21 protein-coding genes and 2 pseudogenes are annotated in these 26,979 nt (G+C 74.1%); 20 read left to right on the top strand and 3 right to left on the bottom strand.

Annotated elements, in window-relative coordinates; genetic code table 11:
- Positions 1-26 precede the first annotated feature (26 nt).
- The 6 genes from AC0GKK_RS05310 (at position 27) to ileS (ending at position 7,974) form a co-directional block, all read left to right on the top strand.
- Positions 27-785, top strand: a complete 759-nt coding sequence (locus tag AC0GKK_RS05310) for a YggS family pyridoxal phosphate-dependent enzyme (RefSeq protein WP_073573919.1) — start codon at positions 27-29, stop codon at positions 783-785.
- A gap of 128 nt (positions 786-913) precedes the next feature.
- Positions 914-1,663 carry a cell division protein SepF gene (locus AC0GKK_RS05305; RefSeq protein WP_489883281.1) on the top strand — a complete coding sequence of 250 codons (750 nt, stop codon included), beginning with the start codon at positions 914-916 and terminating at the stop codon, positions 1,661-1,663.
- Between the two features lie 3 nt (positions 1,664-1,666).
- Positions 1,667-1,963 (top strand): YggT family protein, encoded by a 297-nt coding sequence (locus tag AC0GKK_RS05300; RefSeq protein WP_374203845.1) that lies wholly within the window; start codon positions 1,667-1,669, stop codon positions 1,961-1,963.
- A gap of 47 nt (positions 1,964-2,010) precedes the next feature.
- Entirely contained in the window at positions 2,011-2,865 is an 855-nt protein-coding gene (gene wag31, locus AC0GKK_RS05295; protein WP_073573917.1) for a DivIVA-like cell division protein Wag31, read from the top strand.
- An 88-nt stretch (positions 2,866-2,953) separates the two neighbouring features.
- A complete protein-coding gene (locus AC0GKK_RS05290) occupies positions 2,954-4,522 on the top strand; it encodes a hypothetical protein (RefSeq protein ID WP_489883280.1) in 1,569 nt (522 codons plus the stop codon).
- A 266-nt stretch (positions 4,523-4,788) separates the two neighbouring features.
- On the top strand, positions 4,789-7,974 hold the full coding sequence (gene ileS / locus AC0GKK_RS05285) for an isoleucine--tRNA ligase (protein ID WP_489883279.1): 3,186 nt from the start codon (positions 4,789-4,791) through the stop codon (positions 7,972-7,974).
- Between the two features lie 23 nt (positions 7,975-7,997).
- On the opposite strand, the gene AC0GKK_RS05280 is transcribed toward ileS, so the two are convergent.
- Positions 7,998-8,612 (bottom strand): hypothetical protein, encoded by a 615-nt coding sequence (locus AC0GKK_RS05280; protein WP_489883278.1) that lies wholly within the window; start codon positions 8,610-8,612, stop codon positions 7,998-8,000.
- Positions 8,613-8,678: 66 nt separating this feature from the next.
- Here AC0GKK_RS05280 and AC0GKK_RS05275 point away from each other — a divergent pair, with 66 nt between their 5' ends.
- The 6 genes from AC0GKK_RS05275 to AC0GKK_RS05250 are packed head-to-tail and all read left to right on the top strand — an operon-like array spanning position 8,679 to position 13,234.
- Positions 8,679-9,488, top strand: coding sequence for a methyltransferase domain-containing protein (locus AC0GKK_RS05275; protein WP_346109338.1), 810 nt, complete (start codon positions 8,679-8,681; stop codon positions 9,486-9,488).
- A 13-nt stretch (positions 9,489-9,501) separates the two neighbouring features.
- Positions 9,502-10,995: a potassium/proton antiporter gene (locus tag AC0GKK_RS05270; RefSeq protein WP_405417951.1), complete on the top strand. Its 1,494-nt coding sequence runs from the start codon at positions 9,502-9,504 to the stop codon at positions 10,993-10,995.
- Between the two features lie 43 nt (positions 10,996-11,038).
- Positions 11,039-11,587 carry a signal peptidase II gene (gene lspA, locus AC0GKK_RS05265; RefSeq protein ID WP_357438027.1) on the top strand — a complete coding sequence of 183 codons (549 nt, stop codon included), beginning with the start codon at positions 11,039-11,041 and terminating at the stop codon, positions 11,585-11,587.
- 10 nt (positions 11,588-11,597) lie between these two features.
- On the top strand, positions 11,598-12,509 hold the full coding sequence (locus tag AC0GKK_RS05260; protein ID WP_062404557.1) for an RluA family pseudouridine synthase: 912 nt from the start codon (positions 11,598-11,600) through the stop codon (positions 12,507-12,509).
- 3 nt (positions 12,510-12,512) lie between these two features.
- On the top strand, positions 12,513-12,989 hold the full coding sequence (locus tag AC0GKK_RS05255) for a hypothetical protein (protein WP_405417949.1): 477 nt from the start codon (positions 12,513-12,515) through the stop codon (positions 12,987-12,989).
- A 14-nt stretch (positions 12,990-13,003) separates the two neighbouring features.
- Positions 13,004-13,234, top strand: coding sequence for a hypothetical protein (locus tag AC0GKK_RS05250; protein WP_489883277.1), 231 nt, complete (start codon positions 13,004-13,006; stop codon positions 13,232-13,234).
- A 517-nt stretch (positions 13,235-13,751) separates the two neighbouring features.
- On the opposite strand, the gene AC0GKK_RS05245 is transcribed toward AC0GKK_RS05250, so the two are convergent.
- Complete coding sequence (locus AC0GKK_RS05245) at positions 13,752-14,378, bottom strand: HAD-IA family hydrolase (RefSeq protein ID WP_062402208.1); 627 nt, start codon at positions 14,376-14,378, stop codon at positions 13,752-13,754.
- A 344-nt stretch (positions 14,379-14,722) separates the two neighbouring features.
- On the opposite strand from AC0GKK_RS05245, the gene dnaE reads away from it, so the two are divergent.
- Complete coding sequence (gene dnaE, locus AC0GKK_RS05240) at positions 14,723-18,271, top strand: DNA polymerase III subunit alpha (RefSeq protein ID WP_346108998.1); 3,549 nt, start codon at positions 14,723-14,725, stop codon at positions 18,269-18,271.
- A gap of 155 nt (positions 18,272-18,426) precedes the next feature.
- Here the strand turns inward: dnaE and AC0GKK_RS05235 are convergent, their stop codons facing one another.
- Entirely contained in the window at positions 18,427-19,380 is a 954-nt protein-coding gene (locus AC0GKK_RS05235; RefSeq protein WP_489883276.1) for a PaaX family transcriptional regulator, read from the bottom strand.
- 155 nt (positions 19,381-19,535) lie between these two features.
- On the opposite strand from AC0GKK_RS05235, the gene AC0GKK_RS05230 reads away from it, so the two are divergent.
- The 7 genes and pseudogenes from AC0GKK_RS05230 to bsaP all read left to right on the top strand — a co-directional run bounded on the left by AC0GKK_RS05230 (position 19,536) and on the right by bsaP (position 26,965).
- Positions 19,536-20,759: an adenosylmethionine--8-amino-7-oxononanoate transaminase gene (locus AC0GKK_RS05230; RefSeq protein WP_235975479.1), complete on the top strand. Its 1,224-nt coding sequence runs from the start codon at positions 19,536-19,538 to the stop codon at positions 20,757-20,759.
- 279 nt (positions 20,760-21,038) lie between these two features.
- Positions 21,039-23,348: a SulP family inorganic anion transporter gene (locus tag AC0GKK_RS05225; protein ID WP_489883275.1), complete on the top strand. Its 2,310-nt coding sequence runs from the start codon at positions 21,039-21,041 to the stop codon at positions 23,346-23,348.
- Positions 23,349-23,397: 49 nt separating this feature from the next.
- Positions 23,398-23,787: a thioredoxin family protein gene (locus tag AC0GKK_RS05220; protein WP_020623876.1), complete on the top strand. Its 390-nt coding sequence runs from the start codon at positions 23,398-23,400 to the stop codon at positions 23,785-23,787.
- A 75-nt stretch (positions 23,788-23,862) separates the two neighbouring features.
- Positions 23,863-25,002 (top strand): annotated as a pseudogene (locus AC0GKK_RS05215) (8-amino-7-oxononanoate synthase); the annotation flags it as partial.
- A 52-nt stretch (positions 25,003-25,054) separates the two neighbouring features.
- Positions 25,055-25,743: pseudogene (bioD, locus tag AC0GKK_RS05210) on the top strand (dethiobiotin synthase).
- A complete protein-coding gene (bioB, locus tag AC0GKK_RS05205; protein WP_489883274.1) occupies positions 25,740-26,747 on the top strand; it encodes a biotin synthase BioB in 1,008 nt (335 codons plus the stop codon). Before bioD ends, bioB begins: the two are co-directional and overlap by 4 nt.
- A complete protein-coding gene (gene bsaP, locus AC0GKK_RS05200) occupies positions 26,744-26,965 on the top strand; it encodes a biotin synthase auxiliary protein BsaP (protein ID WP_405417936.1) in 222 nt (73 codons plus the stop codon). The genes bioB and bsaP overlap by 4 nt, the downstream gene beginning before the upstream one ends.
- The last annotated feature ends 14 nt before the right edge of the window (positions 26,966-26,979 follow it).

Here is a 26,979-nt window from a genome sequence, read left to right as displayed (position 1 = left end):
CGCGGGCGCCCCCGCGGGCGGGAACGATGGACGCCGTGTCCGATCCCCGCACCCCCACCGCCGACCGCGTCGGCGAACTGACCGACCGACTGGCCGCCGTCCGCGAGCGGGTGGCCGAGGCCTGCCGCGCCGCCGGCCGCGACCCCTCCGAGGTCGGGCTGCTCGCCGTCACCAAGACGATCCCGGCCGCCGACGTGGCCGCGCTGGTCGACCTCGGGCTGGACGCCTTCGCCGAGAACCGCGCGCAGGAGGCGGCGTCCAAGGTGGACGAGGTCCGGGCGCTGCGCCCGGACGCCTCCCCGGACTGGTTCTTCGTCGGCGGGCTGCAGCGGAACAAGGTACGGACGGTGCTCCCGTGGGTGACACGGATCGACTCCGTCGACTCGCCCCGGCTGGCCCGCGCGATCGACAAGGAGGTCGCGAAGGCCCGCGACGCGGGGGAGCGCGGCGGCCCGCTGCCGGTGCTCGTGCAGTACAGCGTCGACGGCGACGCCGACCGCGGCGGCGTCGCCCCGGAGGGGCTCGTCGAGCTGACGGACCTGGTCACGGAGCTGCCGGGGCTGGAACTGGCCGGGCTGATGGCCGTCGCGCCGCTGGGCTGGGAGCCCGATGCGGCGTTCGAGCGGATCGCCGAGGCGCACCGGGAGACCGTCGGGCGGCACCCCGGTGCGACGGTCCTGTCGGCCGGGATGAGCGGGGACCTGGAGTCGGCGATCGGTCACGGATCGACGGTGGTGCGTGTCGGTACGGCCCTTGTGGGGGATCGGCGGATAGCCTCCGAGTAATCGCTGGTGGGTGTGGGTACCGAGCAGGTGGCGGAGACCGCACCGCCGGCGAGACCGTCGCCAGAACGCGGGGTGCGCGTGCGGTTGGGACGCGTACGGAGTCGAGCAGTACTGCGAGGGGACAGCGGATGAGCGCGATGTACCGGCTGAAGGCGTACTTCGGCATGGTCCCGGCCGACGAGATGGACTATGTGGACGAACCGGATCACTACCGGGGCGGCCACGAGCACCACGCCGGCCCGCGCGGTGACCGTTGGTCCGCCGGGGCCGGTCGGTTCGCCGACCAGGCGTCCTACGACGACGACCGCTACGAGACCGCGGTCCGCTACGAGGACGGTTGGGGCGCCCGCCCGGTGCGGGAGACCCTCCGTCCGGCGCGCGCCGTGCGGCAGGATCCCCGCGGCGAGCGGGAGACGCTCGGGCTGGTCCCGGAGCGCGGGAACCTTCCCACCCCTCTCGGAGGGGGCGCAGGAGCGGCCGTCCGCGGGGCGCTGGCGATGGACCCGGAGACCCTCCGGGGCCCGGCACGCGAGGAGCGGAGCGAGCCCGTGGTGGCCCCCGCGCCGGTGCCGGAGCAGCGCGACCGGGCCGCCGCGGGACCGGCGTCGATCACGACGCTGCACCCGCGCAGCTACAACGAGGCCCGCACCATCGGCGAGCGCTACCGCGACGGTGTGCCCGTCATCATGAACCTCACGGATCTGGACGGCGCGGCGGCGAAACGCCTGGTCGACTTCGCCGCGGGCCTGGCGTTCGCCCTGCGCGGGAGCATCGACAAGGTCACCGACCGGGTGTTCCTTCTCACGCCGGCCGACGTCGAGGTCTCCGCGGACGACGCGCGGAGGCTCGCCGAGCGCGGAGCTTTCCGACAGGATTGAGTCGTGGCCGACCCGATCCTGACGCTGATCTACTACATCCTGTTCTTCTTCTGGCTGCTGCTCGCGGCCCGCATCGTCGTCGAGATGGTCCGGTCGTTCGCGCGCCAGTGGCGACCCGCCGGAGCGCCCGCCGTGGCGCTCGAGGTCGTCTTCACCGTGACCGACCCTCCGGTCAAGTTGCTGCGGAGAGTGATCCCCGTGGTCCGTATCGGAGGCGTAGGACTGGACCTGTCGATTATGGTTCTGTTGCTGGTGGTGTTCATCTCGATGAGCGCCGTCAGATCACAGCTCCTGGGATGAGCCCCAGTCACCCGGGAGTGCCGCCGAGGACCGCATGAGGTGATCCGATGCCGCTGACGCCCGCCGACGTTCATAACGTCGCGTTCAGCAAACCCCCGATCGGGAAGCGGGGTTACAACGAGGACGAGGTCGACGCCTTCCTCGATCTGGTCGAGGCCGAACTGGCCCGGCTGATCGGGGAGAACGACGACCTGCGCGACCAGGTCGCGCAGCTGGAGCAGCGTCTCGGCGATGCCGAGGCCGACCTGGAGGAGGCACGGAGCCAGCCGGCTCCGGCGCAGACCCAGGCCCTGGCCGCCTCCCCGTCGCCGATGGGCCGTGGTGCGGGTGCTCCCGCTCCGCAGCTGGCCGGTGCCGGCCCCGCCGATGCCGACGGCGGTGACCACCACGTGCAGGCCGCCAAGGTCCTGGGCCTCGCCCAGGAGATGGCGGACCGCCTGACCGCGGAGGCCAAGAACGAGGCCGACACGATGCTGTCGGACGCCCGGAACAAGTCCGAGCAGCTCCTGTCGGACGCCCGGACGAAGGCCGACGGCCTGGTCAACGACGCGCGCTCGCGTGCCGAGACCATGCTCAACGACGCCCGCACGCGGGCCGAGACGCTCGAGCGCCAGTCGCGCGAGAAGGCGTCCGGCCTGGTCAGTGAGGCCGAGCGCAAGCAGAACGAGATCATGGGCGCCATCCAGCGCGACAAGTCCGTTCTGGAGAAGAAGATCGACGAGCTCCGGACCTTCGAGCGGGAGTACCGCACCCGTCTGAAGACCTACCTGGAGTCGCAGCTGCGTGACCTGGAGGGTCGCGGTTCGGCTGCCCCGTCGGACGGCACCGGTGCCACCAGGTCGGGCTCGAACGGCGGGTACGCCGCCTCCGGGTACGGCCAGCGGGCCGACACCGGGAGCTGACCGCCCCACGGCGCCTCCGAGGTGCCGGGGACGACCGACGACGACCGGGTAGCGGACAGGTGCCGCTGCCGACCGACGGAGTTCGCCGATGCTGGTGCTGGTCCTGATCCTCGTGGTCATCGCGTTGGTGCTGCTGCTCGCAGGATGGTTCCTGCACGTGGTGGCACTGGCGTGGACATCGGTGGTCATCAGTCTGATCGCGGGCCTGGTGCTCGCCTACGACTGGTGGCAGACCCGTGCCGCGGTGAGGGCAGGTGACCGGGCGGAGGCCGACGCCTCCGGTCGTGGCACCGGTGCCCCCGCGGCGCCGGACCGGGCCGACCGGGCCGACATGGAGGCGCGCTACGGCGCCGACATGGAGCCCGCGACGCAGGTCCTGCCGGTCGTCCGGCCGGACAGCGGCGCGGCCTCGGGTACGCCCGAGGCGGCGCAGAACGCGACCGACCAGACCATCCAGATGCCGGTTGTCAGGCCGTCCGGCTCTGCGGAGGGACCGCCCGGCGCATCTCGATCGGGTGGACTTTCGTCACGCACGGTGACCGAATCCGGTGCCGGGGACGCGGCCGACCCGAGTGGGGTGGCCGCGTCGCACGCGGGCGCCCCGGCGGGACCGGACGGGGAGGACGGTGCGGGTCGTGGCGGCGACCCGGCACGGTCCGGCCCCGGCGAACCCGGCACCGCGGAACCGCCCGCCGAGGCGACGACGCGGGCGACGGACTCGCGGCCGACCGGAACCGGCGCCGCCGGCACGACGTCGGCCGTGACGGCGGCAGCCGCAGGCGCGGTCGCCGCCGGGACGGCCGGTGCCGTGGCAGCCGGCCGCGACGGCGGGTCGGGCTCGGACCCGGCAGCACGTTCCGGTGCCCACGACGGTGCCGACGACCCGGGCTTCGGCTCGGGGTCGGGCACCGGCTCGGGCGCCGACGGCACGGGAGATGCCGGCACGGGCACCCCGCCCGCCGCCGGATCCGACCGGCCGGACAGCACGGAGGGCCGGTCCGGCCCCTCCGACGCGACCACCGCGACCCGTACCCCGGGAACGGCGGACACGACCACCGTGAACGGCGCTCCGGGAGCGGCGGACGCCACCACGGCGGACCACGTCCCGGGGGCGGCGGACGCGACCATTGCGACCCGCACCCCCGGAGCGGCCGACGCCACCACGGCGACCCGCGCCGCGGGCGCACCCGGCGATCCGGACGCGGGCAGCCCCGGCGGACCGGTCGGAGCGGGCGGCCCGTCCGGCGCAGGCCTTCCCGACGCCGCTGCCCCCGTGGGCGCCGCGGCCGCCGGATCCAAGGCCCCGGCCGACGACGACCGGGCCGGGACACCGGCGGGCACGCCAGCCGGAGCCGGCGTGGACACGAACGGCACCCCGGCCGACGCCGTCGGGGCCGACGCGCCCGCCGGGACCGACGGCGACTCCCCGGAGGAGCCGCGCGACCCGACCCTCGCCGCACTCGCCGCGCGCCTGCCCGACGAGGTGCTCGTCATCGACGAACACCCCCGGTACCACGTGCAGACCTGCCGGGCCCTCACCGGTCGCCCGGTGATCCCGCTGCCGGTCAGCGAGGCGGTCGAGCTCGGGTTCACCCCGTGCGGCTGGTGCGCACCGAACCGGACCCTCGGCGACCGTCACCCCGCCCAGGCCCGCTGACCAGCAGCGCGGCGCGCCCCACGGAATAACGGGGCGCGGTCGCGCGCTACCCTGGTTCCACAGGCACCGATCCGGCCATCACCGGGGAGCCTCCGGAAGAAACGGCCCCGGGCCGGAGTAGAACCGGACGGGTGCGGCCCGTCATCGCCGTCGAACGAGAGGCCCGTGCACCCGTGCACGGGCAAGCGGGGTGGTACCGCGGCCCGGCTCTCCAGAGCCGTCGTCGTCCCCGTGCGAAGCGAGAGCACGCACGAGGAGCGACACACGTGAGCGGCTATCCCGACGTCCCGGCGCACCCGTCGTTCCCGACGCTCGAGCAGGACGTGCTCGCGTCGTGGGACACCGACGACACCTTCCGCGCGTCGGTCGACCGGCACCCCGCCGGTGAGAACGGGGCCGACGAGTACGTCTTCTACGACGGCCCGCCCTTCGCCAACGGCCTGCCGCACTACGGCCACCTGCTGACCGGCTACGTCAAGGACGTCGTCCCGCGGTACCGCACCATGCGCGGCCACCGGGTCGAGCGCCGCTTCGGCTGGGACACCCACGGCCTGCCCGCCGAGGTCGAGACCGAGAACCAGCTCGGCATCAAGCACAAGTCCGAGATCGACGAGATGGGCGTCGCCGCGTTCAACGAGGCGTGCCGCACGTCCGTGCTGCGCTACACCGGCGAGTGGCGCGACTACGTGACCCGCCAGGCCCGCTGGGTCGACTTCGACAACGACTACAAGACCCTGGACCTGGACTACATGGAGTCCGTCCTCTGGGCGTTCAAGTCGCTGTGGGACAAGGGTCTCGTCTACTCCGGCTTCCGGGTGCTCTGGTACTGCTGGCGCTGCGAGACGCCGCTGAGCGCCACCGAGACCAAGATGGACGACGTCTACACCGACCGGCAGGACCCGGCGGTCACCGTCGGGCTGCGCCTGTCGACGCCGGACCGCCCGGAGACCGACGGCGCCCTCGCCCTGGTCTGGACGACCACTCCGTGGACCCTGCCGTCGAACCTCGCCGTGGCCGTGCACCCCGACGTCGACTACGTGGTGGTGGAGGCGAACTCCGAGCGCTGGCTGCTCGCGGAGGCCCGGGTCGCCGCGTACGCCCGCGAGCTGGGGGAGGAGCCGCCGGTGCTGGCGCGGGTGACGGGGTCCGACCTGCTCGGCGCGAGCTACACCCCGCCGTTCGACTTCTTCACCGGCCGCGAGAACGCCCACCGCGTGCTCGCCGCGGACTACGTCACCACCGAGGACGGCACCGGGCTGGTCCACATCGCCCCCGCCTTCGGTGAGGAGGACAAGGAGGTCACCGACGCGGCCGGCATCGAGGTCGTCAACCCGGTCGACTCCCGCGGCGAGTTCACCACCGAGGTCCCGCCGTACGCCGGCATGCAGGTGTTCGACGCGAACCCGCAGGTCATCCGCGACCTGAAGGACGGCAACGCGCACGCGCAGGGCGTCCTGCTGCGCCACGAGACCTACGACCACCCGTACCCGCACTGCTGGCGCTGCGGCAACGCGCTGATCCAGCGCGCCGTCGACTCCTGGTTCGTGCGCGTCACCCGGTTCCGGGACCGGATGGTCGAGCTCAACCAGGAGATCGACTGGACGCCCGCGCACGTGCGCGACGGCCAGTTCGGCAAGTGGCTCGAGGGTGCCCGCGACTGGGGCATCTCCCGCAACCGCTACTGGGGCAGCCCGATCCCGGTGTGGCAGTCCGACGACCCGCGCTACCCGCGCACCGACGTCTACGGCTCGCTCGACGAGATCGAGCGCGACTTCGGCGTGCGCCCCACCGACCTGCACCGGCCGTACGTCGACCAGCTGACCCGGCCCAACCCGGACGACCCGACCGGGCGCTCGATCATGCGCCGGGTGCCGGAGGTGCTCGACTGCTGGTTCGAGTCCGGCTCGATGCCGTTCGCGCAGGTCCACTACCCGTTCGAGAACCGCGACTGGTTCGAGCACCACTACCCGGGCGACTTCATCGTCGAGTACAACGGTCAGACCCGCGGCTGGTTCTACACGCTGCACGTGCTGGCCACCGCCCTGTTCGACCGGCCCGCGTTCCGCAACTGCGTCGCGCACGGCATCGTCCTGGGCGACGACGGCGCGAAGATGTCCAAGTCGCGCAAGAACTACCCCGACGTCAACGAGGTCTTCGACCGCGACGGCAGCGACGCCATGCGGTGGTTCCTCATGGCGAGCCCGATCCTGCGCGGCGGCAACCTCGTCGTCACCGAGCAGGGCATCCGCGAGGGCGTCCGCCAGGCGATCCTGCCGCTGTGGAACACCTGGTACTTCCTGTCGCTCTACGCCGGCGGGGAGCGCGGCACGTTCCGCACCGACAGCCCGCACGTCCTCGACCGGTACGTGCTGGCCAAGACCGCCGACCTCGTCGACGGCGTCACCGCGGCCATGGACGCCTACGACATCGCCGGGGCCTGCGAGCGGATCCGCGACCACGCCGAGACGCTGACCAACTGGTACGTCCGCCGCTCCCGCGAGCGGTTCTGGTCCGGGGACCCGGCCGTGCGCCAGGACGCCGTCGACACCCTGCACACCGTGCTGGAGGTGACCTGCCGGGTCGCGGCGCCGCTGCTGCCGCTGACCACCGAGGCCATCTGGCGCGGTCTCACGGGGGAGCGGTCGGTGCACCTCACCGACTGGCCCGCCGGGTCGGACGCCTCGGTCTCGCACCGTGAGGCCGGAGCCGGGCTGCCGCACGACGCCGGTCTCGTCGCCGGGATGGACCGGATCCGGCAGGTCGCGAGCGCGGCGCTGTCGCTGCGCAAGTCCGCGAAGGTGCGGGTGCGCCAGCCGCTGCCCGCGCTGACCGTCGCCGCCGGCGACGCCACGGCGCTGGAGGACTTCACCGGGCTGCTCGCCGACGAGGTCAACGTCCGCTCGGTCGAGCTGACCGACGACGTCGCCACGCACGGCCGGTTCGAGATCGCCGTCAACGCCCGGGTCGCCGGACCGCGCCTGGGCAAGGACGTCCAGACCTGCATCCGCGCGGTCAAGGCGGGGGAGTGGTCCCAGGAGGGCGACACCGTCGTGGCCGCGGGGATCGCGCTGCAGCCGGGGGAGTTCACCGAGAAGCTCGTCGCCGCCGACCCGGAGCGGACCCAGGCCCTGCCCGGGAACGCGGGGCTCGTCGTCCTCGACACCACGGTGACGCCGGAGCTGGCCGCGGAGGGCACCGCCCGCGACGTCGTGCGCGTCGTGCAGCAGGCCCGCCGTGACGCGGGTCTGGACGTGTCCGACCGGATCGCGCTGACCCTCGACGGTCCGGACGCGGTGCTCGACGCCGTCCGGACCCACGAGGCGTTCGTCGCCGGGGAGGTGCTGGCGACCTCGGTCGCCTACGGCGCCGCCGGGGACGGCGCGTCGAGCGGGCAGGTCGTCGGCCCCGACGGCACGTCGGTCACGCTGTCGGCCGCGGTCGCCCGCGCCTGACCGGTACCGGCGCCGACCACCGCTCAGGGGCGGGGTGTCACCGTGAGACGGACGCGGTGGTCGGCGCCGGAGACCCGGGTGACCTCGACGGTCGCCGGGACCCCGTCGACCCGGCACACGACCGTCGCGCCCTCGGCCACCGGCGGGCAGCGCGGGGACAGGAGCACCGCGTCGTGGCCCGCGGCGCGCAGCGGGTCGCGCACGGCGAACATCAGGACCCCGGCCAGCGTGTCGGTCCCGGTCGGGCCGGGGCCGAGGCCGGGGACGACCACGTCCAGCTCCGCGACGCCGTCGGCGGACACCGGGAAGTCCCAGCGGGTCCGCACGACGTCCTGCGGGGTGGACCCGCGGGCGCCCTCCACCCGCGTCCCGTCGACGCGCACAGTGCCCCAGCCGTGGCGGCCCTCGTCGTCGCGCATCCGGCAGCCGAGGACCGGGTCGTCACCGTCCAGGACCCGGCAGTCGGCGGTGACGCCGGAGCGCTCCCGGCCCGTCGCCGCCTCGACCAGCAGCGCCGCGCCCTCGGCCGGCGACGGCAGCGGTTCGTGCTGCGACCACAGCACCAGCGCGGTCGGGAGGACCACGACGACGACGACGAGCGGCAGCCACCACCGGGGCGGACGGGGTCGATCGGGCACGGGGGCAGTCTGGCCGACCGGGACCGGCCGCAACTCCGCAGAACCACCGGGCCCTATCCTCACCCCATGGGTGACGCGGCGGAACGGTGGCGGGAACGCCAGACCGGCCGCGGGATCCCCGACCACGTCCTCCGGCACGCCCCCGCCGACCCGTGGACCCACGACCCCGCCGACTTCACCCCGCCCGCGGAGCCGGCCGACACGCCGTCGCACCGGGCGGCGCGGGCGATCGCCGAGCGTGCCGCCGCGTGGACCTGCGCCGGGGCGTCGGTGCTCGACGTCGGCTGCGGGGGCGGGGACGCCGCGTTCGGCGCGGCGTGGCCCGAGCCGTCGCCGGTGGCGCGGGTGGTCGGCGTCGACCGGCAGGCCGACATGCTGGCGGTGTTCGCCGCGGCGGCCCGCGCCCGGGACCTGCCCCACGGCACCGTGCACGGCAGCTGGCCCGACGCGGCCGGGGACGCCGGACGGCACGACGTCGTCGTCTGCCACCACGTCCTGCACAACGTCGTCGACCTGCCCCCGTTCCTCGCCGCGTTGACCGGCGCCGTCCGCACCCGCGGCGGGATCGGCGGCGTCGTGGTCGAGATGCTGACCGAGCACCCGCTGGCCTGGCTGGACCCGCTGTGGGAGCGCTTCCACGACGTGGTCCGGCCGCCGTCGGCGACCCACGACGACGCCGTCGCGGTGCTGCGCGAGGAGCAGGGCGTCGACCCGGAGGTGCTGACCTGGACCCGTGCGGCCCGCCTGCCGCACGACGCCGCCTGGGTCACCCGCCGGCTCTGCCTGCCCGCCGACCGCGTCGAGGCGGTCGCCGCCGCGCTGGTGGACCTCCCGCCGCGGCGCACCGACGCCGTCACCCTGACCTGGTCGCCCTGAGCAGGGGGCCCCGGTGAGTCTGGAACTGCTGCTCGGCATCTCCGCGGGGGTGCTGCTGCTCGGCGTGCTCGCGGTGCGCGTCTCGGTGCGGCTCGGCCTGCCGTCGCTGCTGCTCTACCTGGGCATCGGCGTGCTGCTCGGCGAGTCCGTGCTGGGCATCCGGTTCGACGACACCGGCCTCACCGAGTCCCTCGGCCTCACCGCGCTCGTGCTGATCCTCACCGAGGGCGGGCTCACCACCCGCTGGTCGGCGGTGCGGCCCGCGCTCGGGCTCGGGCTGCTGCTGTCGACGCTGTCGGTGCTGGTGTCGATCGCCGTCGCGGGCGGGCTGCTGCACCTGCTGCTCGACCTGGAGTGGCGCACCGCGCTGCTGTGGGGCGCGGTGCTGTCCTCCACCGACGCCGCAGCGGTGTTCTCCGTGCTGCGCGGGGTCGCCGTCCCGCAACGGCTCGCCGGGACCCTGGAGCTCGAGTCCGGGATGAACGACGCGCCGGTGGTGATCGCCGTCGTCGTCCTGGCCGGGACCGAGGCCATCAGCTGGACGACGCCGCTGCTGGTCGTCTACGAGCTCGTCGCGGGCGCCGTCGTCGGTGTGCTGCTCGGGCTGGGCGCGGCCTGGGCGCTGCGCCGCGCCGCGCTGCCCTCGACCGGCCTGTACCCGCTCGCGGCGATCGCGTCCTGCCTGCTGGCCTTCGCCGCCGGGCAGGGTGTGCACGCCTCGGGGTTGCTCGCCACCTACTGCGCCGCGCTGGTGCTGGGCAACTCCCGACTGCCGCACCGCAGCGGTGTCGTCTCCTTCGCCGAGGGCACCGGGTGGATCGCCCAGATCGGGCTGTTCGTGCTGCTCGGCCTGTACGCGGTGCCCGAGCGGCTGCCCGCCGCCGTGGTGCCCGCGCTGATCTGCGCGGCGGTCGTCCTGCTCGCCGCGCGGCCGCTGTCGGTGGCCGCCGCCGCACTGCCGTTCCGGGTGCCCTGGCGCGAACAGGCGTTCCTGTCCTGGGCGGGGCTGCGCGGAGCCGTGCCGATCGTGCTCGCCCTCGTCGCGGTCACCGAGGGCGGCGGCCAGAACCAACGCCTGGTCGACGTCGTGTTCGTGCTGGTCGTGCTGCTCACCCTGGTCCAGGGCACCAGCCTGCCCTGGGTGGCGCGGCTGCTCGGGGTGGTCTCGCGCACCGACACCCGCGGCGTCGAGGTCGACGCCGCCCCGCTCGACGAGGTCGACGCCGAGCTCCTGCAGGTGAAGGTGCCCCCCGGGTCCCGGCTGCACGGCGTCTACCTGCGCGAGCTGCGGCTGCCCCGCGGGGCCACGGTCAGCCTGGTCGTACGCGACGCCGAGGCGTTCTCCCCGGGCGGGGACACCCGGCTGCGCGAGGGGGACCAGTTCCTCGTCGTCAGTACCCGGGACAACCGGGAGGACACCGAACAGCGGATCCGCGACGTCGACCGCGGCGGCAAGCTGGTCCGCTGGCACGAGGGCCGGGGCCGGCCGAGCGGGCGGGCGGGCTGACCGGCCGGTCGGCGGTGTCGGGGCGACCCGCATAATCACGGGTGTGAGTGCCGACCCCCCACCCCCCACCGCGCCGATCGACCCCGCCGTACGACGGCGCGGTGTGGCGCTGCTGGCGGGCATCGCCGCGGTGTGGCTGGCGCTCGACCTCGTCACCAAGGTCGCCGCCGTCGCCACGCTGGAGGGGCAGCGGCCGGTCACCGTGATCGACGGGTTCTTCTACCTCACGCTGCTGCGCAACCCGGGCGCCGCCTGGTCCATGGCCACCGGCTACACCTGGGTGCTGACGATCGTCGCCGTGGTGGTCGTCGGCGTGATCATCCGGATCGCGCGGCGGCTCGCCTCGACCGGCTGGGCGATCGGCCTCGGCCTGGTCCTCGGCGGCGCGCTGGGCAACCTGGTCGACCGGTTCTTCCGCGCACCCGGACCGATGCGCGGGCACGTCGTGGACATGCTGGCCTTCTTCTCCCCGGACGGGAGCGTCTTCCCCGTGTTCAACATCGCCGACACCGGCATCGTGTGCGGCGGCATCCTGCTGGTGCTGATGGCCGTGCGCGGCATCGAGATCGACGGGAGCCGCGAACGTGGGTGAGGTACGCAGCATGCCGGTGCCCGACGGGCTGGACGGCATGCGGATCGACGCCGGGCTGTCCCGGCTGCTGGGCCTGTCCCGGACCGTCGTCGCGACCCTGGCCGAGTCCGGCCGGATCTCGGTCGACGGCCGCGAGGCCGGCAAGTCCGACCGGCTGCCCGGCGGGTCCTGGCTGGAGGTCGAGCTGCCCGACGCGCCGGCGCCCGCGGTCATCGAGGGCCCGGCGGAGGTCGTCGCGGGCCTGACGGTGCTGCACTCCGACGACGACATCGTCGTCGTCGACAAGCCGGTCGGGGTGGCCGCGCACGCCTCCCCGGGCTGGACCGGTCCGACCGTGACCGGCGGGCTCGCCGCGCTCGGGTTCCGGCTGTCCACCTCCGGCGCCGCCGAGCGGCAGGGCATCGTGCACCGGCTCGACGTCGGCACCACCGGGGTGATGGTCGTCGCCACCTCCGAGCACGCCTACACCGAGCTCAAGCGGGCCTTCAAGGAACGCACCGTCGACAAGCGCTACCACGCCGTCGTGCAGGGGCACCCGGACCCGTCGTCGGGCACGATCGACGCCCCGATCGACCGGCACCCGCGCCACGACTACCGGTTCGCGGTGATGCAGAGCGGCAAGCCCAGCGTCACCCACTACGACACCATCGAGGCGTTCCGCTCGGCGAGCCTGCTCGACGTGCACCTGGAGACCGGGCGCACCCACCAGATCCGGGTGCACTTCTCCGCACTGCGCCACCCCTGCGTCGGCGACATCACCTACGGCGCCGACCCGACGCTGGCCAAGCGGGTCGGGCTGTCCCGGCAGTGGCTGCACGCCCGCACGCTCGGGTTCGCCCACCCCGCCGACGGGCGGCACGTCGAGTTCACCAGCCCCTACCCGGCCGACCTCGACGCGGCGCTGGACGTCCTGCGGGACTGACGCGTGACCGGTCTGAGCACCCGGGCCCTGGCGTGGATCGCCGCGGCGATGGCGGTGGTGTTCCTCGGTGCGCTCTGGGCCGCCGGGTCCGGTCCGCCGGCCGGGCCCCCGGCGGCGACGGGGTCGGTGCGGCTGGGCCCCGACCCCGGCCAGGACGTCGCCGGCTACCTCGCCGGGCTGCCCGCGACACTGCCTGCACCGGGGGTGTCCGTGCCTGCGCTCGTGCAGTTCACCCGCCCGCTGGCCCCGTCCGACGCCGCGGCCGCGGGCTCCGGCACGACGACCACGACCGCGGTGTTCCGGGTGCCGTTCGACCGGGTGCAGACCGCGCTGCGGTTCGAGCCGGTCACCGGCACCGGGGACCCGGCGGCCGCGCTCGGCGTCGCCCGTGAGCGGGCCGCCCACGCCGCCGAGGCCGACGCCGACCGCGCCGTCCGCGACGGTGGGGAGCGGCCACCCCGGAGGCCCGCGCGGCACTGACCCGGCGGGCCGCCGTGGCCGCGGCCGAGCGACGCGAGCTCGCCGACCCGGGCTGCGCCTGCGTGGTCGCGCTGGTCGTGACCGCCGACCGGGCCGGGCTCGAGGCGCTCGCCGCGCGCCCGGGCGTGCGCGGCGTCCAGGCCGCGCCGGCCGGGACCGGCGCACCGGAGCTCGCACTGTCGCCGCTGCTGCCCGAGCAGACCACCACCGCGAGCCCGCCGCCCGACGACGGCCCCGTCCCCTGAGCCGCGCGCGTCCCCGAGCCGCGTTCCCGGCCCTCGTCAGGTCCTGGCCCTCGTCAGCCCCGGCCCTCGTCAGCCCCGGCCCTCGTCGGGCCCCGGCCCTCGTCCGACCCGGGCCCCGGCCGGCCGCGGACCTCGTCCGGCCTCGCGGTCTCCGGCCGGCCCCCGGCCTCCGGGCGGCCCCCGGCCTCCGGGCGGCCCCGGGCTTCCGCCCGCCCGGCCCCGTCCGGCCGCGCGGCCCTGGTCGCCCCGGCTGCCCGCCCATGATCAGCACGAGTGAGCCGATCGGTGCCGGATGTGGCACCGATCGCTGCACGGACGTCGATCACGTTGTCGCGGCTCCGGTCCCCGCCCGGCAGCCCGGCCATGATCGCCGTGATGGAGGTGATCGGTGCCGGACGTGGCACCGATCGCTGCACGCGTGCCGACCATGAGCCGACGGTGCCCGGGGTCGGCGGACCCCCTGACTGCAGTGCACGGCAGTGCACGACCGTCGCAGCCGCTGGTCCCGGGGGACCGGTCAGCCCAGCACCCCGCGCTCGCGCAGCACCCGCACGGCCCGGGCGGCGCCCTCCCAGCGGTGGGCGTCCCAGCCGTGCGCGGACGCGGCACGGACGTTGTCGACGCGGTCGTCGAAGAACAGCACCTGCTCCGGTGCGGTGCCGAACTCGACGTCGGCGCGCCGGAAGATGTCCTGCGACGGTTTCGCGGCGCCCACGTCGGCGGAGAACAGCAACCGGTCGAACGGGCTGCTCCAGGCCGCGGCACGCACCGCGGAGGCCAGCCCGCGCGGTGCGTTGGACAGCACGGCGAGGCGCACCCGGGCCCGCGCGAGGTCGGCGATCAGCATCGACGACGACGGCGGCAGCGTCGACCAGAACGTGACGTCCACCCGCTCGGCGGCGTCGATCCGGGCGCGCTCGGGTGCCAGGCCCAGGTCGGCGCAGACGGCGGTCCAGTAGCGGTCCGGCGGGTCGCCCAGGTCGTGTCGGGCGCGGTGGCGCCAGTACGCCTCGCGCAGCACGGGTTCGGGTACGGCGAACACTCCGGCCAGCCGGCGCTCCAGGCCCGCGGACGGCACCAGCACCTCACCGAGGTCGAACACCACGGTGCCGGGCGGCGTCGTCGGCTCGGGGGCGGTGGGCATCGTGGCCCGACCCTAACCCGCCGCCGGACCGTCCGCGACACGCCGTCGTCCGGGGTGGACAGGGGGTGAGCAGGCCCGACACGCGGAGCCCGATCGTGCCCGGCCGCCGTCGCCGGAACCGTCGGACCCCACCGTTACGCTGGGGCCCTCACCGATCCGGTCGGTCCGGACCCGCAGGGTCCACCGGCTCCGGCGAGCGGGCCCCGCCAGGTCCGCGCACCGGCGCCGATGCCCCTGCCCGTCCGCGCCGCCGGCCCGGTGTCGGCACGTCCGCCCCGACGGGCGTGCGCACCAGCGGAGGTCCGCGCCGTCCCAGCGGCGCGGGAGAGGAGCGCGGGACACACATGGGAAGTGCCGGATCCGGGAGTCGCTCCTTCGTCCATCTGCACACGCACACCGAGTTCTCGATGCTGGACGGTGCCGCCCGGCTCGACGACCTGTTCTCCGAGGCCGCCAAGCACGAGATGCCGGCCATCGCGATGACCGACCACGGCAACGTCTACGGCGCCTTCGAGTTCTGGCGCAAGGCGAAGGCGCACGACGTCAAGCCGATCATCGGCATGGAGGGCTACCTCGCGCCCGGGTCGCGGCACGAGCGCAAGCGCACCGCGCTGGGCAACGGCAGCGAGAACAACCCCGACCTCATGTACACCCACATGACGCTGCTCGCGGAGAACACGGAGGGGATGCACAACCTCTTCCGGCTCTCCTCGCTGGCCAGCCTCGAGGGCTACTACTACAAGCCGCGTATGGACCGCGAGCTGCTGGAGAAGTACGGCAAGGGCCTGATCGCGACGACGGGCTGCCCGTCCGGCGAGGTCGCGCGCCTGCTCCAGCAGCACGACTTCGACGCCGCCTGCCAGGCCGCGAGCGACTACCGCGACATCTTCGGGAAGGACAACTTCTTCCTGGAGCTGATGGACCACGGCATCGAGATCGAGAAGCGGGTCCAGGAGGACCTGTTCCGGCTCAAGGACAAGCTCGACCTGCCCGGCCTCGCGACGAACGACCTGCACTACACCTACCCGGACGACACCAAGGCGCACGAGGTGCTCCTGTGCGTCCAGACCGGCAAGACCCTCGCGGACCCGAACCGGTTCAAGTTCGACGCGCAGGACTTCTACCTCAAGTCCGCCGCCGAGATGCGCCAGCTCTGGGACCCGATCCACCCCGAGGCCTGCGACAACACGCTGCTCGTCGCCGAGCGCTGCAACATCGACTTCACCACCGGCCAGGACCTCCAGCCCAAGGCACCCGTCCCCGAGGGGGAGACCGAGGAGTCCTGGCTGATCAAGGAGGTCGAGCGGGGACTGCACATGCGGTTCCCCGACGGCGTCACCGAGAAGTACCGGCAGCAGGCCAACTACGAGGTCGGCGTCATCATCAAGATGGGCTACCCCGGCTACTTCCTGGTGACCGCGGACCTCATCCAGCACGCCAAGTCCGTCGGCATCCGCTGCGGCCCCGGCCGTGGCTCGGCGGCGGGCTCGCTGGTCGCCTACGTCCTGGGCATCACCGACCTCGACCCGATCCGGCACAAGCTGATCTTCGAGCGGTTCCTCAACCCCGACCGCGTCTCGATGCCCGACATCGACATGGACTTCGACGAGCGCCGGCGCGGCGAGATGATCCGCTACGTCACCGAGAAGTACGGCGAGGACCGGATCGCGCAGATCATCACCTACTCCACGATCAAGGCGAAGGCCGCGATCAAGGACTCGGCGCGGGTGCTCTACGGCCAGCCCGGCTACTCCGTCGCCGACCGCATCTCCAAGGCCATGCCGCCCGCGGTGATGGGCAAGGACATCCCGCTGTCGGGCATCTTCGACCCGTCGCACAAGCGGTACTCCGAGGCGACCGAGGTCCGCGCCCTCTACGAGGCGGACCCGCAGGTCAAGGAGATCATCGACACCGCGCGGGGCCTCGAGGGACTGAAGCGGCAGTGGGGTGTGCACGCCGCGGGCGTGATCATGTCCTCGACGCCGTTGATCGACGTGATCCCGATCCAGCGCCGCGAGTCCGACGGCGCGATCATCACGCAGTTCGACATGGGCGTCTGCGAGACCATCGGCCTGCTGAAGATGGACTTCCTGGGGCTGCGCAACCTCACCATCCTCGACGACGCCCTGGAGAACATCGAGCTCAACGGCAAGCCCGCCGTCGACCTGGACAAGGTCGAGCTCGACGACCGGAAGACCTACGAGCTGCTCTCCCGCGGCGACACCCTCGGCGTGTTCCAGCTCGACGGCGGCCCGATGCGGGACCTGCTCCGCCGCATGGCGCCCAGCGAGTTCGAGCACATCTCCGCGGTCGGCGCGCTGTACCGCCCGGGCCCGATGGGTGCGAACGCGCACAACGACTACGCCGACCGCAAGAACGGCCGGCAGGAGATCACGCCGATCCACCCGGAGCTGGCCGAGCCGCTCAAGGACGTCCTCGGTGAGACCTTCGGCCTGATCGTGTACCAGGAACAGGTCATGTCCATCGCGCAGGTGCTGGCGGGCTACACGCTCGGCCAGGCGGACCTGCTCCGCCGCGCGATGGGCAAGAAGAAGAAGGAGATCCTGGACAAGGAGTACGCCGGCTTCGCCCAGGGCATGAAGGACAACGGCTACTCCGCGGCCGCGGTCAAGACGCTCTGGGACATCCTGCTCCCGTTCTCCGACTACGCCTTCAACCGCGCCCACTCCGCCGCCTACGGCGTGGTGTCGTACTGGACGGCCTACCTCAAGGCGAACTACCCGGCCGAGTACATGGCCGGCGTGCTCACCTCGGTGCGCGACGACAAGGACAAGGCCGCGGTCTACCTGGCGGAGTGCCGCCGGATGGGCATCACGGTCCTCCCGCCCGACGTCAACGACTCGGTGCGCAACTTCGCCCCGGTCGGCGACGACATCCGTTTCGGCCTCGGCGGCATCCGCAACGTCGGGCACAACGTCGTCGACGCGATCGTCGCCGCGCGGCGGGAGAAGGGGAACTTCGTCGACTTCTCCGACTTCCTGCGCAAGGTCGACGCGGTCGTCTGCAACAAGAAGGTCGTCGAGTCGCTGATCAAGGCGGGCGCGTTCGACTCGCTCGGCCACTCCCGCAAGGGTCTGCTGCTCGTGCACGCCGACGCCATCGACGCGGTGATGAGCACCAAGAAGGCCGCCTCGATGGGCCAGTTCGACCTGTTCGGCTCGCTGGACGGGCCGGGCGAGGGCGACGACGGCGGTCTCGGTGGCATCTTCGACGTGAAGGTGCCCGACGAGGAGTGGGACACCAAGCACAAGCTCGCCGTCGAGCGGGAGATGCTCGGCCTCTACGTGTCCGGGCACCCGTTGCAGGGCCTCGAGCAGGCGCTCGCCGCGAAGTCCGACACCTCGATCGCCGACATCGTCGAGGGCTCGGTCGCCGAGGGTGCGCAGGTCACGGTCGGCGGCATCCTCGCCAACGTCAACCGCCGGGTGAACAAGAACGGCGAGCCGTGGGCGTCGGCGCAGATCGAGGACCTCGCCGGCGGCATCGAGGTGCTGTTCTTCCCGCGGGCGTACCAGGTGGTCGGCGTCGACGTCGCCGAGGACGCGATCGTGCTGGTCAAGGCGCGGGTCAACAAGCGCGACGACCGCGTCTCGCTGATCGCGAACGACCTCGCGGTGCCCGAGCTGGCCACCGGCGAGGCCGGGCTGCCGATCCGGGTCAGCCTGCGCACCGACCAGTGCACCCCCGAGCGCGTCGCGAAGCTCAAGGAGGTGCTGACCCACCACCCCGGTACCTCCGAGGTGCACCTGACCCTGGTCTACGGCACCAAGATGACCGCCTTGCGGCTGGACGACTCGCTCAAGGTCATGCACACCTCGGCGCTGATGGGGGACCTGAAGGCCCTGCTCGGCCCCGGCTGCCTCGGCGGCTGACCGCCCACACCCCTCCCCGGGCGTCCACACCCGTTGCCACGGGTGCGGACGCCCGGGCAACGGGTGTGGGGGGTGTGGGTGCGGCGCCGACCGGCCCGTGCCGCCGGCGCACGACGGGCGGCCCGGGTGCGGCGGGGTGTCGCGGTGGGCAGGGCTCAGGCCCGGCGGGCCAGGTCGGCCCAGGCGGCGCGGGCGGGGGCGTTCCAGCGCTCGTGCAGCGTGGTGAACAGCTCCGCCGCGCGGGACCCGGCCCACTGCTCGGGCAGCAGCTCGGCGGGCAGCTCGGGGTCCAGGAACGGGAACCGTCGCCAGGCGTGGACCAGGCGGACCTGGCGGGCCAGGACGTCGCCGTCGCCGTCGCCGTCGCCGCCGTCGTCGGTGGCGGGCCCGGCGGCGCCCGGGGCCGAGGTGGCGGCGGCCGCGCAGGACGCGGCGGAGACCGCGTCGAGGTGGGGGCCGAACTCGTCGAGGAACTCCGAGTAGGCCCGTTCCACGACGTCGAGGTCCCAGGCCTGGGCCACGATGTCGTCGGCGCGGCCGATGCCGCCGTAGTGCCCGACGAAGGAGTACCCGGACCCGGCGAGGTCGAGCTCGTCGAGCACCGCCGCGACGCGGGCCTCCTTGCCGGGGTCGGGGCTGACCCACACCCCGGGGGCGGGGGAGCCCAGCCCGGCCCAGGCCAGCCGGGTGCGCAGCCGGTGGCGCAGGCGTCGGCGCGACTCCGGGACCGAGGCGAGCAGGACCAGCCAGCGGCCGTCCCAGCCGGTCGTCGGACGGCCGAAGCCGTAGATGCGGGCGGCGCCGTCGGACAGCAGCTCCGACCCGGCGGGGGTGAGCGACCAGCGGACCCGGCGGCCGTCGCGGTCGGAGGTCAGCAGGCCCTCGCCCGCGGTGCGGGCCAGCGCCTGGCGGGCCGACTTGGCCTCCACCCCGAGCGCGCCCAGCACGTCGAGCAGGGCCCGGGTCCAGACCGGTTCCCCGGCCGGGAGGACGAACTCGCCCAGCACGGTGAGCAGCAACGATCGTGCGGAGGTCTGCCCGAGCTCGCGACGGCGCAGGGCCGACCCGTCGGGCCCCTCCGGCTCGTACACGGAGTCGGGCGTGGCCATGGTCGGGCCAGCGTAGAGGGTCGGCACTAGCGTGGGCGTCCGTGACCACCGCAGGCCCCGGGCGTGTCCCGGACCCGACCCTCTCCGGATCCCCGCTCGACACGGGGGCACTGCTCGCCACCGACCGGGACCACGTCTGGCACCCCTACGCGCCGATGCCGGCGACCCGGGCGCCGATCGTCGTGGAGTCCGCGCAGGGGGTGCGGCTGAGGCTGCCCGACGGCCGTGAGCTCGTCGACGGGATGTCGTCGTGGTGGTCGGCCATCCACGGCTACCGCCACCCGCGGCTCGACGCGGCGGTGCGCGACCAGCTCGGCCGGATGAGCCACGTGATGTTCGGCGGCCTGACCCACGGCCCGGCCGTCGACCTGGCCCGGCTGCTCGTGGACGTCAGCCCGGAGGGGCTGGAGCACGTGTTCCTGGCCGACTCCGGATCGGTGTCGGTCGAGGTCGCCATCAAGATGTGCCTGCAGTACTGGCGGTCCCGCGGCCGCCCCGGCAAGCACCGGCTGATGACGTGGCGGCGCGGCTACCACGGCGACACCTTCGGCGCGATGAGCGTCTGCGACCCCGACGGCGGCATGCACTCGCTGTGGTCCGACGTCCTCCCGCAGCAGGTGTTCGCCGACGCCCCACCGGAGGACTTCACCCACGACTACGTCGCCCACCTTGCCGAGCTCGTCGAGACCCACGCCGACGAGCTGGCCGCGGTGGTCGTCGAGCCGGTGGTGCAGGGCGCCGGGGGGATGCGCTTCCACGACCCCCGCTACCTGCACGTGCTGCGCGAGCTGTGCCACGCCCACGACGTGCTGCTCGTGTTCGACGAGATCGCCACCGGCTTCGGCCGCACCGGCGAGCTGTTCGCCGCCGACCACGCCGCCGTCGCCCCGGACGTGATGTGCGTCGGCAAGGCGCTGACCGGCGGCTACCTGACGATGGCCGCGACCCTGTGCAGCACCCGGGTGGCCCGCGGCATCACCGACGGCGAGGCCGGGGTGCTCATGCACGGGCCGACGTTCATGGGCAACCCGCTCGCCGCCGCCGTCGCCCACGCCTCGGTGTCGCTGCTGCTCGAACGCGACTGGCGGCGCGAGGTGAAGGACGTCGCCGCCGGGCTGCGCGCCGGGCTGGCCCCCGCCCGGTCGCTGCCGGGCGTGCGGGAGGTCCGGATCCTGGGCGCGATCGGTGTCGTCGAGATGGCCGAGGAGGTCGACGTCGCCGCCGCGACCGCCGCCGCGGTGCTCGCCGGGGTCTGGCTACGGCCCTTCCGCAACCTCGTCTACGCGATGCCACCGTTCGTCAGCACCCGCGACGACGTGGCGCTGATCACCGCCGGGATGCGGGCCGCAGCCCTTGCCGGGCAGCGGGATCAGCGCTGAGTTCGTGATCCGGACCACCGATCCGGTGGACTTCGGTGTGTTCCACCTCACGTTACGCAGAGGTGTACGGCGCTGACCGGGCGTTTCGTCGTGGACGTCCGAAACGATGAGAAGCGTTCTCATCATGATCCGTTTCCGTGGTCGGGGTGAAACGGTGTCGGCCGGTCGCATTCGTCCGGTCGGCCGCACCCGCTCCGCCGGTCGCGCATCGCGCGACCCGCCCCTGTCGACCGCACCGTCGCGGTCCGGCGCCCCCCACGGACCGATACGGAGGATCCGGTGCCCACGCACAGTCACTCCAGCACCACCAGCCCCACGAGTAACTCCGAACACCGCGTGCAGGACCACGAGCACGCCCCGGCCGAGTCCGGCCGCGGTGAGCACTCGCCGCCGGGCGGCTCCTGGTTCGGCCGCACGTTCCCGCACGCCCGGGCGGACTTCTCCGCCTCGATCGTCGTGTTCCTCGTGGCGGTGCCCCTGTCGCTGGGCATCGCCGTCGCCTCCGGCGCCCCGATCCTGGCCGGCCTCATCGCCGCCGTCGTCGGTGCCGTCGTCGCCGGTCTGCTCGGCGGCTCCAAGCTCCAGGTCTCCGGCCCCGCCGCCGGTCTGACCGTCATCGTCGCCGAGCTGGTCAACACCTTCGGCTGGCAGGTCACCACGCTGATCACCGCGGGCGCCGGTGTCCTGCAGATCGTCTTCGGGCTGACCCGGCTGTCCCGGTTCGCCCAGGCCATCCCGCCCGCCGTCGTGCACGGCATGCTGGCGGGCATCGGCGCCACCATCGCCCTCGGCCAGCTGAACGTCGTGTTCGGTGGTCAGGCGCAGACCGGTGGCGTCAACTCGATCGCCGCGCTGCCCGGCGCGATCGCGAACCTGTCCTGGCCCGCGCTGCTCCTCGGCGGCATCGTCATCGCGATCATGCTGACCTGGAACCGGCTGCCCGCGAAGGTGACCGTCGTCCCGGCCGCGCTGGTCGCGATCGTCACGGCCACCGTCGTCTCCCTCGCCTTCGCCGACGTCGTCCGGGTGCAGCTGGGGGGCTCGCTCCTGGACGCGCTGTCCCTGCCCGCGCTGCCGGAGTCGAACTGGGGCGGCGTGCTGTTCGGCATGCTGACCATCGCGCTGATCGCGAGCGTCGAGTCGCTGCTGTCCGCCGTCGCGGTGGAGCGCATGAGGCCCGGGACCCGCACCGACACCGACCGCGAGCTGCTCGGCCAGGGTGCGGCCAACACCGTCTCCGGCATGATCGGCGGCCTGCCCATCACCGGCGTGATCGTCCGGTCCGCCGCGAACGTCAAGGCCGGTGCCGAGACCCGCGCGTCGGCGGTGCTGCACGGCGTCTGGATCGCGTTGTTCGCGATCGTGCTGATCGGCGTCATCGAGCTCATCCCGATGGCCGCGCTGGCCGGTCTGCTGGTCATGATGGGTGTCGGGCTGGTCAAGCCGGCCGAGATCCGCACCGCGCGGCAGCACGGTGAGCTGGTCATCTACGCCGCCACCCTGCTCGGCGTCGTGTTCCTGAACCTGCTCGAGGGCGTCGTCCTCGGGCTGGTCCTGGCCGGGCTGATGCTGCTCTGGCGCGCCGTCCGGTCCCGCCCGCACCTGGAGCAGGCCGACGACGGCAGCTGCGAGCTCGTCGTCGAGGGCTCGCTGAGCTTCCTGGCCGTGCCGCGGCTGTCCCGCGAGCTGAACTCCGTCCCGCGCGGCTGCGACGTCACCGTCCGGCTGGTCACCGACTACCTCGACCACGCCGCCTACGACCACCTGCTCGCCTGGAAGGCCCGCCACGAGGGCACCGGCGCCACCGTGACCGTGATCGAGCCCGAGCAGGCCCGCCGCGCCACCGCGCCCGGCGCCGGCTTCCTGACCTGGGGCGAGTGGCAGGGCAGGGAGACCGAGGGGCGTGCGTCGGGGACGCTGATGGCGGGCGTCGCCGCGTACCACGACAACACCTCCGAGGCGATCCTCCCGACCATGACCGGGCTCGCCGACGGGCAGTCCCCGTCCGCGATGATGATCACCTGCGCGGACTCCCGGGTGCTGCCGCACGTCATCACCCACAGCGGCCCGGGCGACGTGTTCACCGTGCAGAACGTCGGCAACCTCGTCGTCGGGCCCGGCACCGCGGCCGCCGTCGAGTTCGCGACCGGCACCCTCGACGTCCCGATCGTCGCCGTCTGCGGCCACTCCGGCTGCGGCGCGATGCAGGGGCTGCTCGCCGGCGGCGCGAGCGGGGACTCCGCGCTCGGCCAGTGGCTGCGCGAGGCGCGGCCGGTGCTGCGCGCCTACGAGAACGGTCACCCGGTCGCCGTCGCCGCCGCGCGGGACGGATTCGGCGAGGCCGACCAGCTGGCGATGGTGAACGTCACGATGCAGCTGGAGATGCTGCGGGCGCAGGACTCCGGCGCCGAGGTGCTGGGCCTGTTCTACGACATCCGCAGCGCCCGTGTGCTCGTCCTCGACGAGGACGCGGGCCGGTTCGTCGAGCCCCGCGCCGACCTCGGCATCGGGGTCTCGGACCTCGACCGGATCGCCGCCGGACACGGGCACGGGGCCACCGCCGCCGCCCGCCGGCTGCTGAAGGTCTGAGCCCGCGCATCCGGGAACAATCCGCACCCACGACGTCGTTGGGGACCGTATGGCCACCGTGGAACTGACCACCGACAACTTCGACGACGTCGTGGGTGCGCCCGGGACGACCGTGCTCATCGACTTCTGGGCGTCCTGGTGCGGGCCGTGCACCCAGTTCGCCCCCGTCTACGACGCCGCCTCCGAGAAGCACCAGGACGTGACCTTCGGCAAGGTCGACACCGAGGCCCAGCAGGCGCTGGCCGGCGCGTTCGGGATCTCCTCGATCCCGACCGTGATGGCCGTCCGCGACGGCGTGGTGCTCTACTCCGAGCCGGGCGCGCTGCCCGCCGAGGCCCTCGAGGACCTCATCGGTCAGGTGAAGGCGGTCGACATGGACGAGGTCCGTGCCGCCGTCGCCGAGCAGGAGAAGCAGCAGGGCGAGGCGCCGCAGGCCTGACCCGGCGTCCGCACGACCCACGGAGCCCCGCACACCCCAGGGTGGGCGGGGCTCCGTCGTGCCTAGGGTGTGGGCGTGACCGGCCCCGACCCGACGCCGCCCGGACCCCGCCCGCTGGCCTGGCTCGACACCCACGCCCGCGCCCGAACCGAGGCCGGTCTGCGCCGCAGGCTGTCCCCGCGTCCGGCCGGTCCCGCGGGCGGGCCCGCGCTCGACCTCGCCGGCAACGACTACCTCGGGCTCTCGACCGACCCGCGGGTCGTCGCCGGGGCGACCGAGGCGCTGCGCACCTGGGGTGCGGGCGCCACCGGGTCACGGCTGGTCACCGGCTCGACCGCGCTGCACGCCGAGCTGGAGGCCGAGCTCGCCGCGTTCTGCGGACACGACGACGCCCTGGTGTTCTCCTCCGGCTACACCGCCAACCTCGGGGTGGTCACCGCGCTCACCGGCCCCGGCGCGCTGATCGTGTCCGACGCCGCCGCGCACGCCTCCCTGGTCGACGCCTGCCGGCTCTCCCGGGCCCGGGTGGTCGTCGTGCCGCACGCCGACGTCGACGCCGTCGACGCCGCGCTGGCCGCCCGCACCGAGACCCGCGCGCTCGTCGTCACCGACTCGGTCGGGTCCGCCGACGGCGACCTCGCCCCGCTCGCCGCGCTGCACCGGGTCTGCCGGGCCCGCGGCGCGGTGCTGCTCGCCGACGAGGCCCACGGTCTCGGGGTACGCGGTCCGGGCGGGCGTGGCCTGCTCGCCGAGACCGGGCTGGCCGGGGCGGACGACGTCGTCGCCACCGTGACCCTGTCCAAGGCGCTCGGCAGCCAGGGCGGTGCGGTACTCGGCCCGGCCGCGGTCACCGCGCACCTGGTCGACTCCGCGCGCTCGTTCATCTTCGACACCGGCCTCGCCCCCGCCGCGACGGGCGCGGCGCTGGCCGCGCTGCGGGTGCTCGCCTCCGAGCCCGAGCGGGCCGCGGACGTGCTGCGGGTCGCCGGTGCGCTCGCCGCCGCCTGCGACGCGGCGGTGCCGGTGTCCGCGGTCGTCCCGGTGGTGCTGGGCGAGCCCGGCCCCGCGGTCGCCGCGGCCGCCGCCTGCCTGCGACGCGGTCTGCGGGTGGGCTGCTTCCGGCCGCCGTCGGTCCCGCCGGGCACCTCCCGGCTCCGGCTCACCGCCCGTGCCGGGCTGACCGGGGCGCAGCTGTCGTTCGCGACCGGCGTGCTCGCCGAGGTGCTCGCCGACGCCCGGACGGGGCCCGGGCGTGACCGGGCGGTTCGTGGTCGTCACCGGCACCGGCACCGGGGTCGGCAAGACCGTCGCCACCGCCGCGCTGGCCGCCGTCGCGGTCGCGGCGGGGAGCGGGTGGCGGTGCTCAAGCCCGCCCAGACCGGGGTCGGCCCGGACGACCCCGGCGACGTCGACGAGGTCGCCCGCCTCGTCCCCGAGGTCACCACCCGGGAGCTGGCCCGCTACCCCGACCCGCTGGCCCCGGCGACCGCGGCCCGGCGCTGCGGGGCGCGCCCGGTGACCCCGGAGCAGGCCGCGGTGACCGCGCGGACGCTGGCCGACCACCACGACCTCGTCCTCGTCGAGGGTGCGGGTGGGCTGCTCGTCCGCTTCACCGACGAGGGCGGCACCCTCGCCGACGTCGCCCGGCTGCTCGACGCCCCGGTCGTGGTGGTCGCGGCGGCCGGGCTCGGCACGCTCAACCACACCGCGCTCACCGTCGAGGCGCTCCGGGTGCGCGGCCTGACCTGCGCGGGGATCGTGATCGGGTCCTGGCCGGCGGAGCCGGACCTGGCCGAGCGCTGCAACCTCCAGGACCTGCCGATGATCACCCGGGTGCTGGTCCGGGGCCTGCTGCCCGAGGGCCTCGGACGGGTGACACCGGACCGTTTCGCCGCGGTGGCCCGGGACACACTGGGTCCGATCCAGCCGGGTGACTGGCAGGATCCACGGGTATGACGACCGCCCGGACCGACGTCCTCACCGTCGCGCGCGACCAGGTCCTCGACCAGGGTCGCGGCCTCACCGTCACCCAGGTGCGCGAGGTGCTCGACCTGCCCGACGACCGTCTCGACGACCTCCTCGAGCTGGCCCACCAAGTGCGGATGCGCTGGTGCGGGCCGGACGTCGAGGTCGAGGGGATCATCTCGCTCAAGACCGGCGGATGCCCGGAGGACTGTCACTTCTGCTCCCAGTCGGGCCTGTTCGCGTCGCCGGTGCGCTCGGCCTGGCTGGACATCCCGATGCTCGTCGAGGCCGCCAAACAGACCGCGAAGACCGGGGCCACCGAGTTCTGCATCGTCGCCGCCGTCCGCGGGCCCGACGAGCGGCTCATGTCCCAGGTCGCCGCCGGCATCGCGGCGATCCGGGACGAGGTCGACATCAACATCGCCTGCTCGCTGGGGATGCTCACGGCCGAGCAGGTCGGCGAGCTCGCCGCGATGGGCGTGCACCGCTACAACCACAACCTCGAGACCGCCCGCAGCCACTTCCCGAACGTGGTCACCACCCACACCTGGGAGGAGCGCTGGGGCACCCTGCGCATGGTCCGTGAGGCCGGCATGGAGGTGTGCTGCGGCGGCATCGTCGGGATGGGGGAGACCCTGGACCAGCGCGCCGAGTTCGCCCTGCAGCTCGCCGAGCTGGAGCCCGACGAGGTGCCGCTGAACTTCCTCAACCCGCGCCCGGGCACCCCGTTCGGGGACCTGGAGCCGATGTCCGGGCCGGACGCGCTGCGCACCGTCGCCGCGTTCCGCCTGGCGCTGCCGCGCACGATCCTGCGCTTCGCCGGTGGCCGCGAGATCACCCTCGGCGACCTGGGCGCCCGCAAGGGCCTGCTCGGCGGGATCAACGCGGTGATCGTCGGGAACTACCTGACGACGCTGGGGCGTCCCGCCGAGTCCGACATCGACCTGCTCGGCGAGCTGGAGATGCCGATCAAGGCCCTCAACGAGACGCTGTGACGGCGCCGGTGGGCACGCCGACCCGCGAGGACGGGGGCCGGTACTGCGACCAGTGCGGGTCGCCGGACTCCGCGGCCGGGCACGACCGGTGCGCGGCGCGGCGCGAGCTGGAGCCGCCGCGGTTCTGCCCGGACTGCGCACGGCGGATGGTGGTGCAGGTCCACCCGGTCGGCTGGACGGCCCGGTGCAGCCGGCACGGCGAGCGCACCTCGCCCTGACCCGCCGCCGCGCG

The organism is Pseudonocardia sp. P-1, from assembly GCF_058111925.1.
Note: the sequence above shows the minus strand (reverse complement) of the source record. Positions and strands in the feature narration are given on the sequence as shown.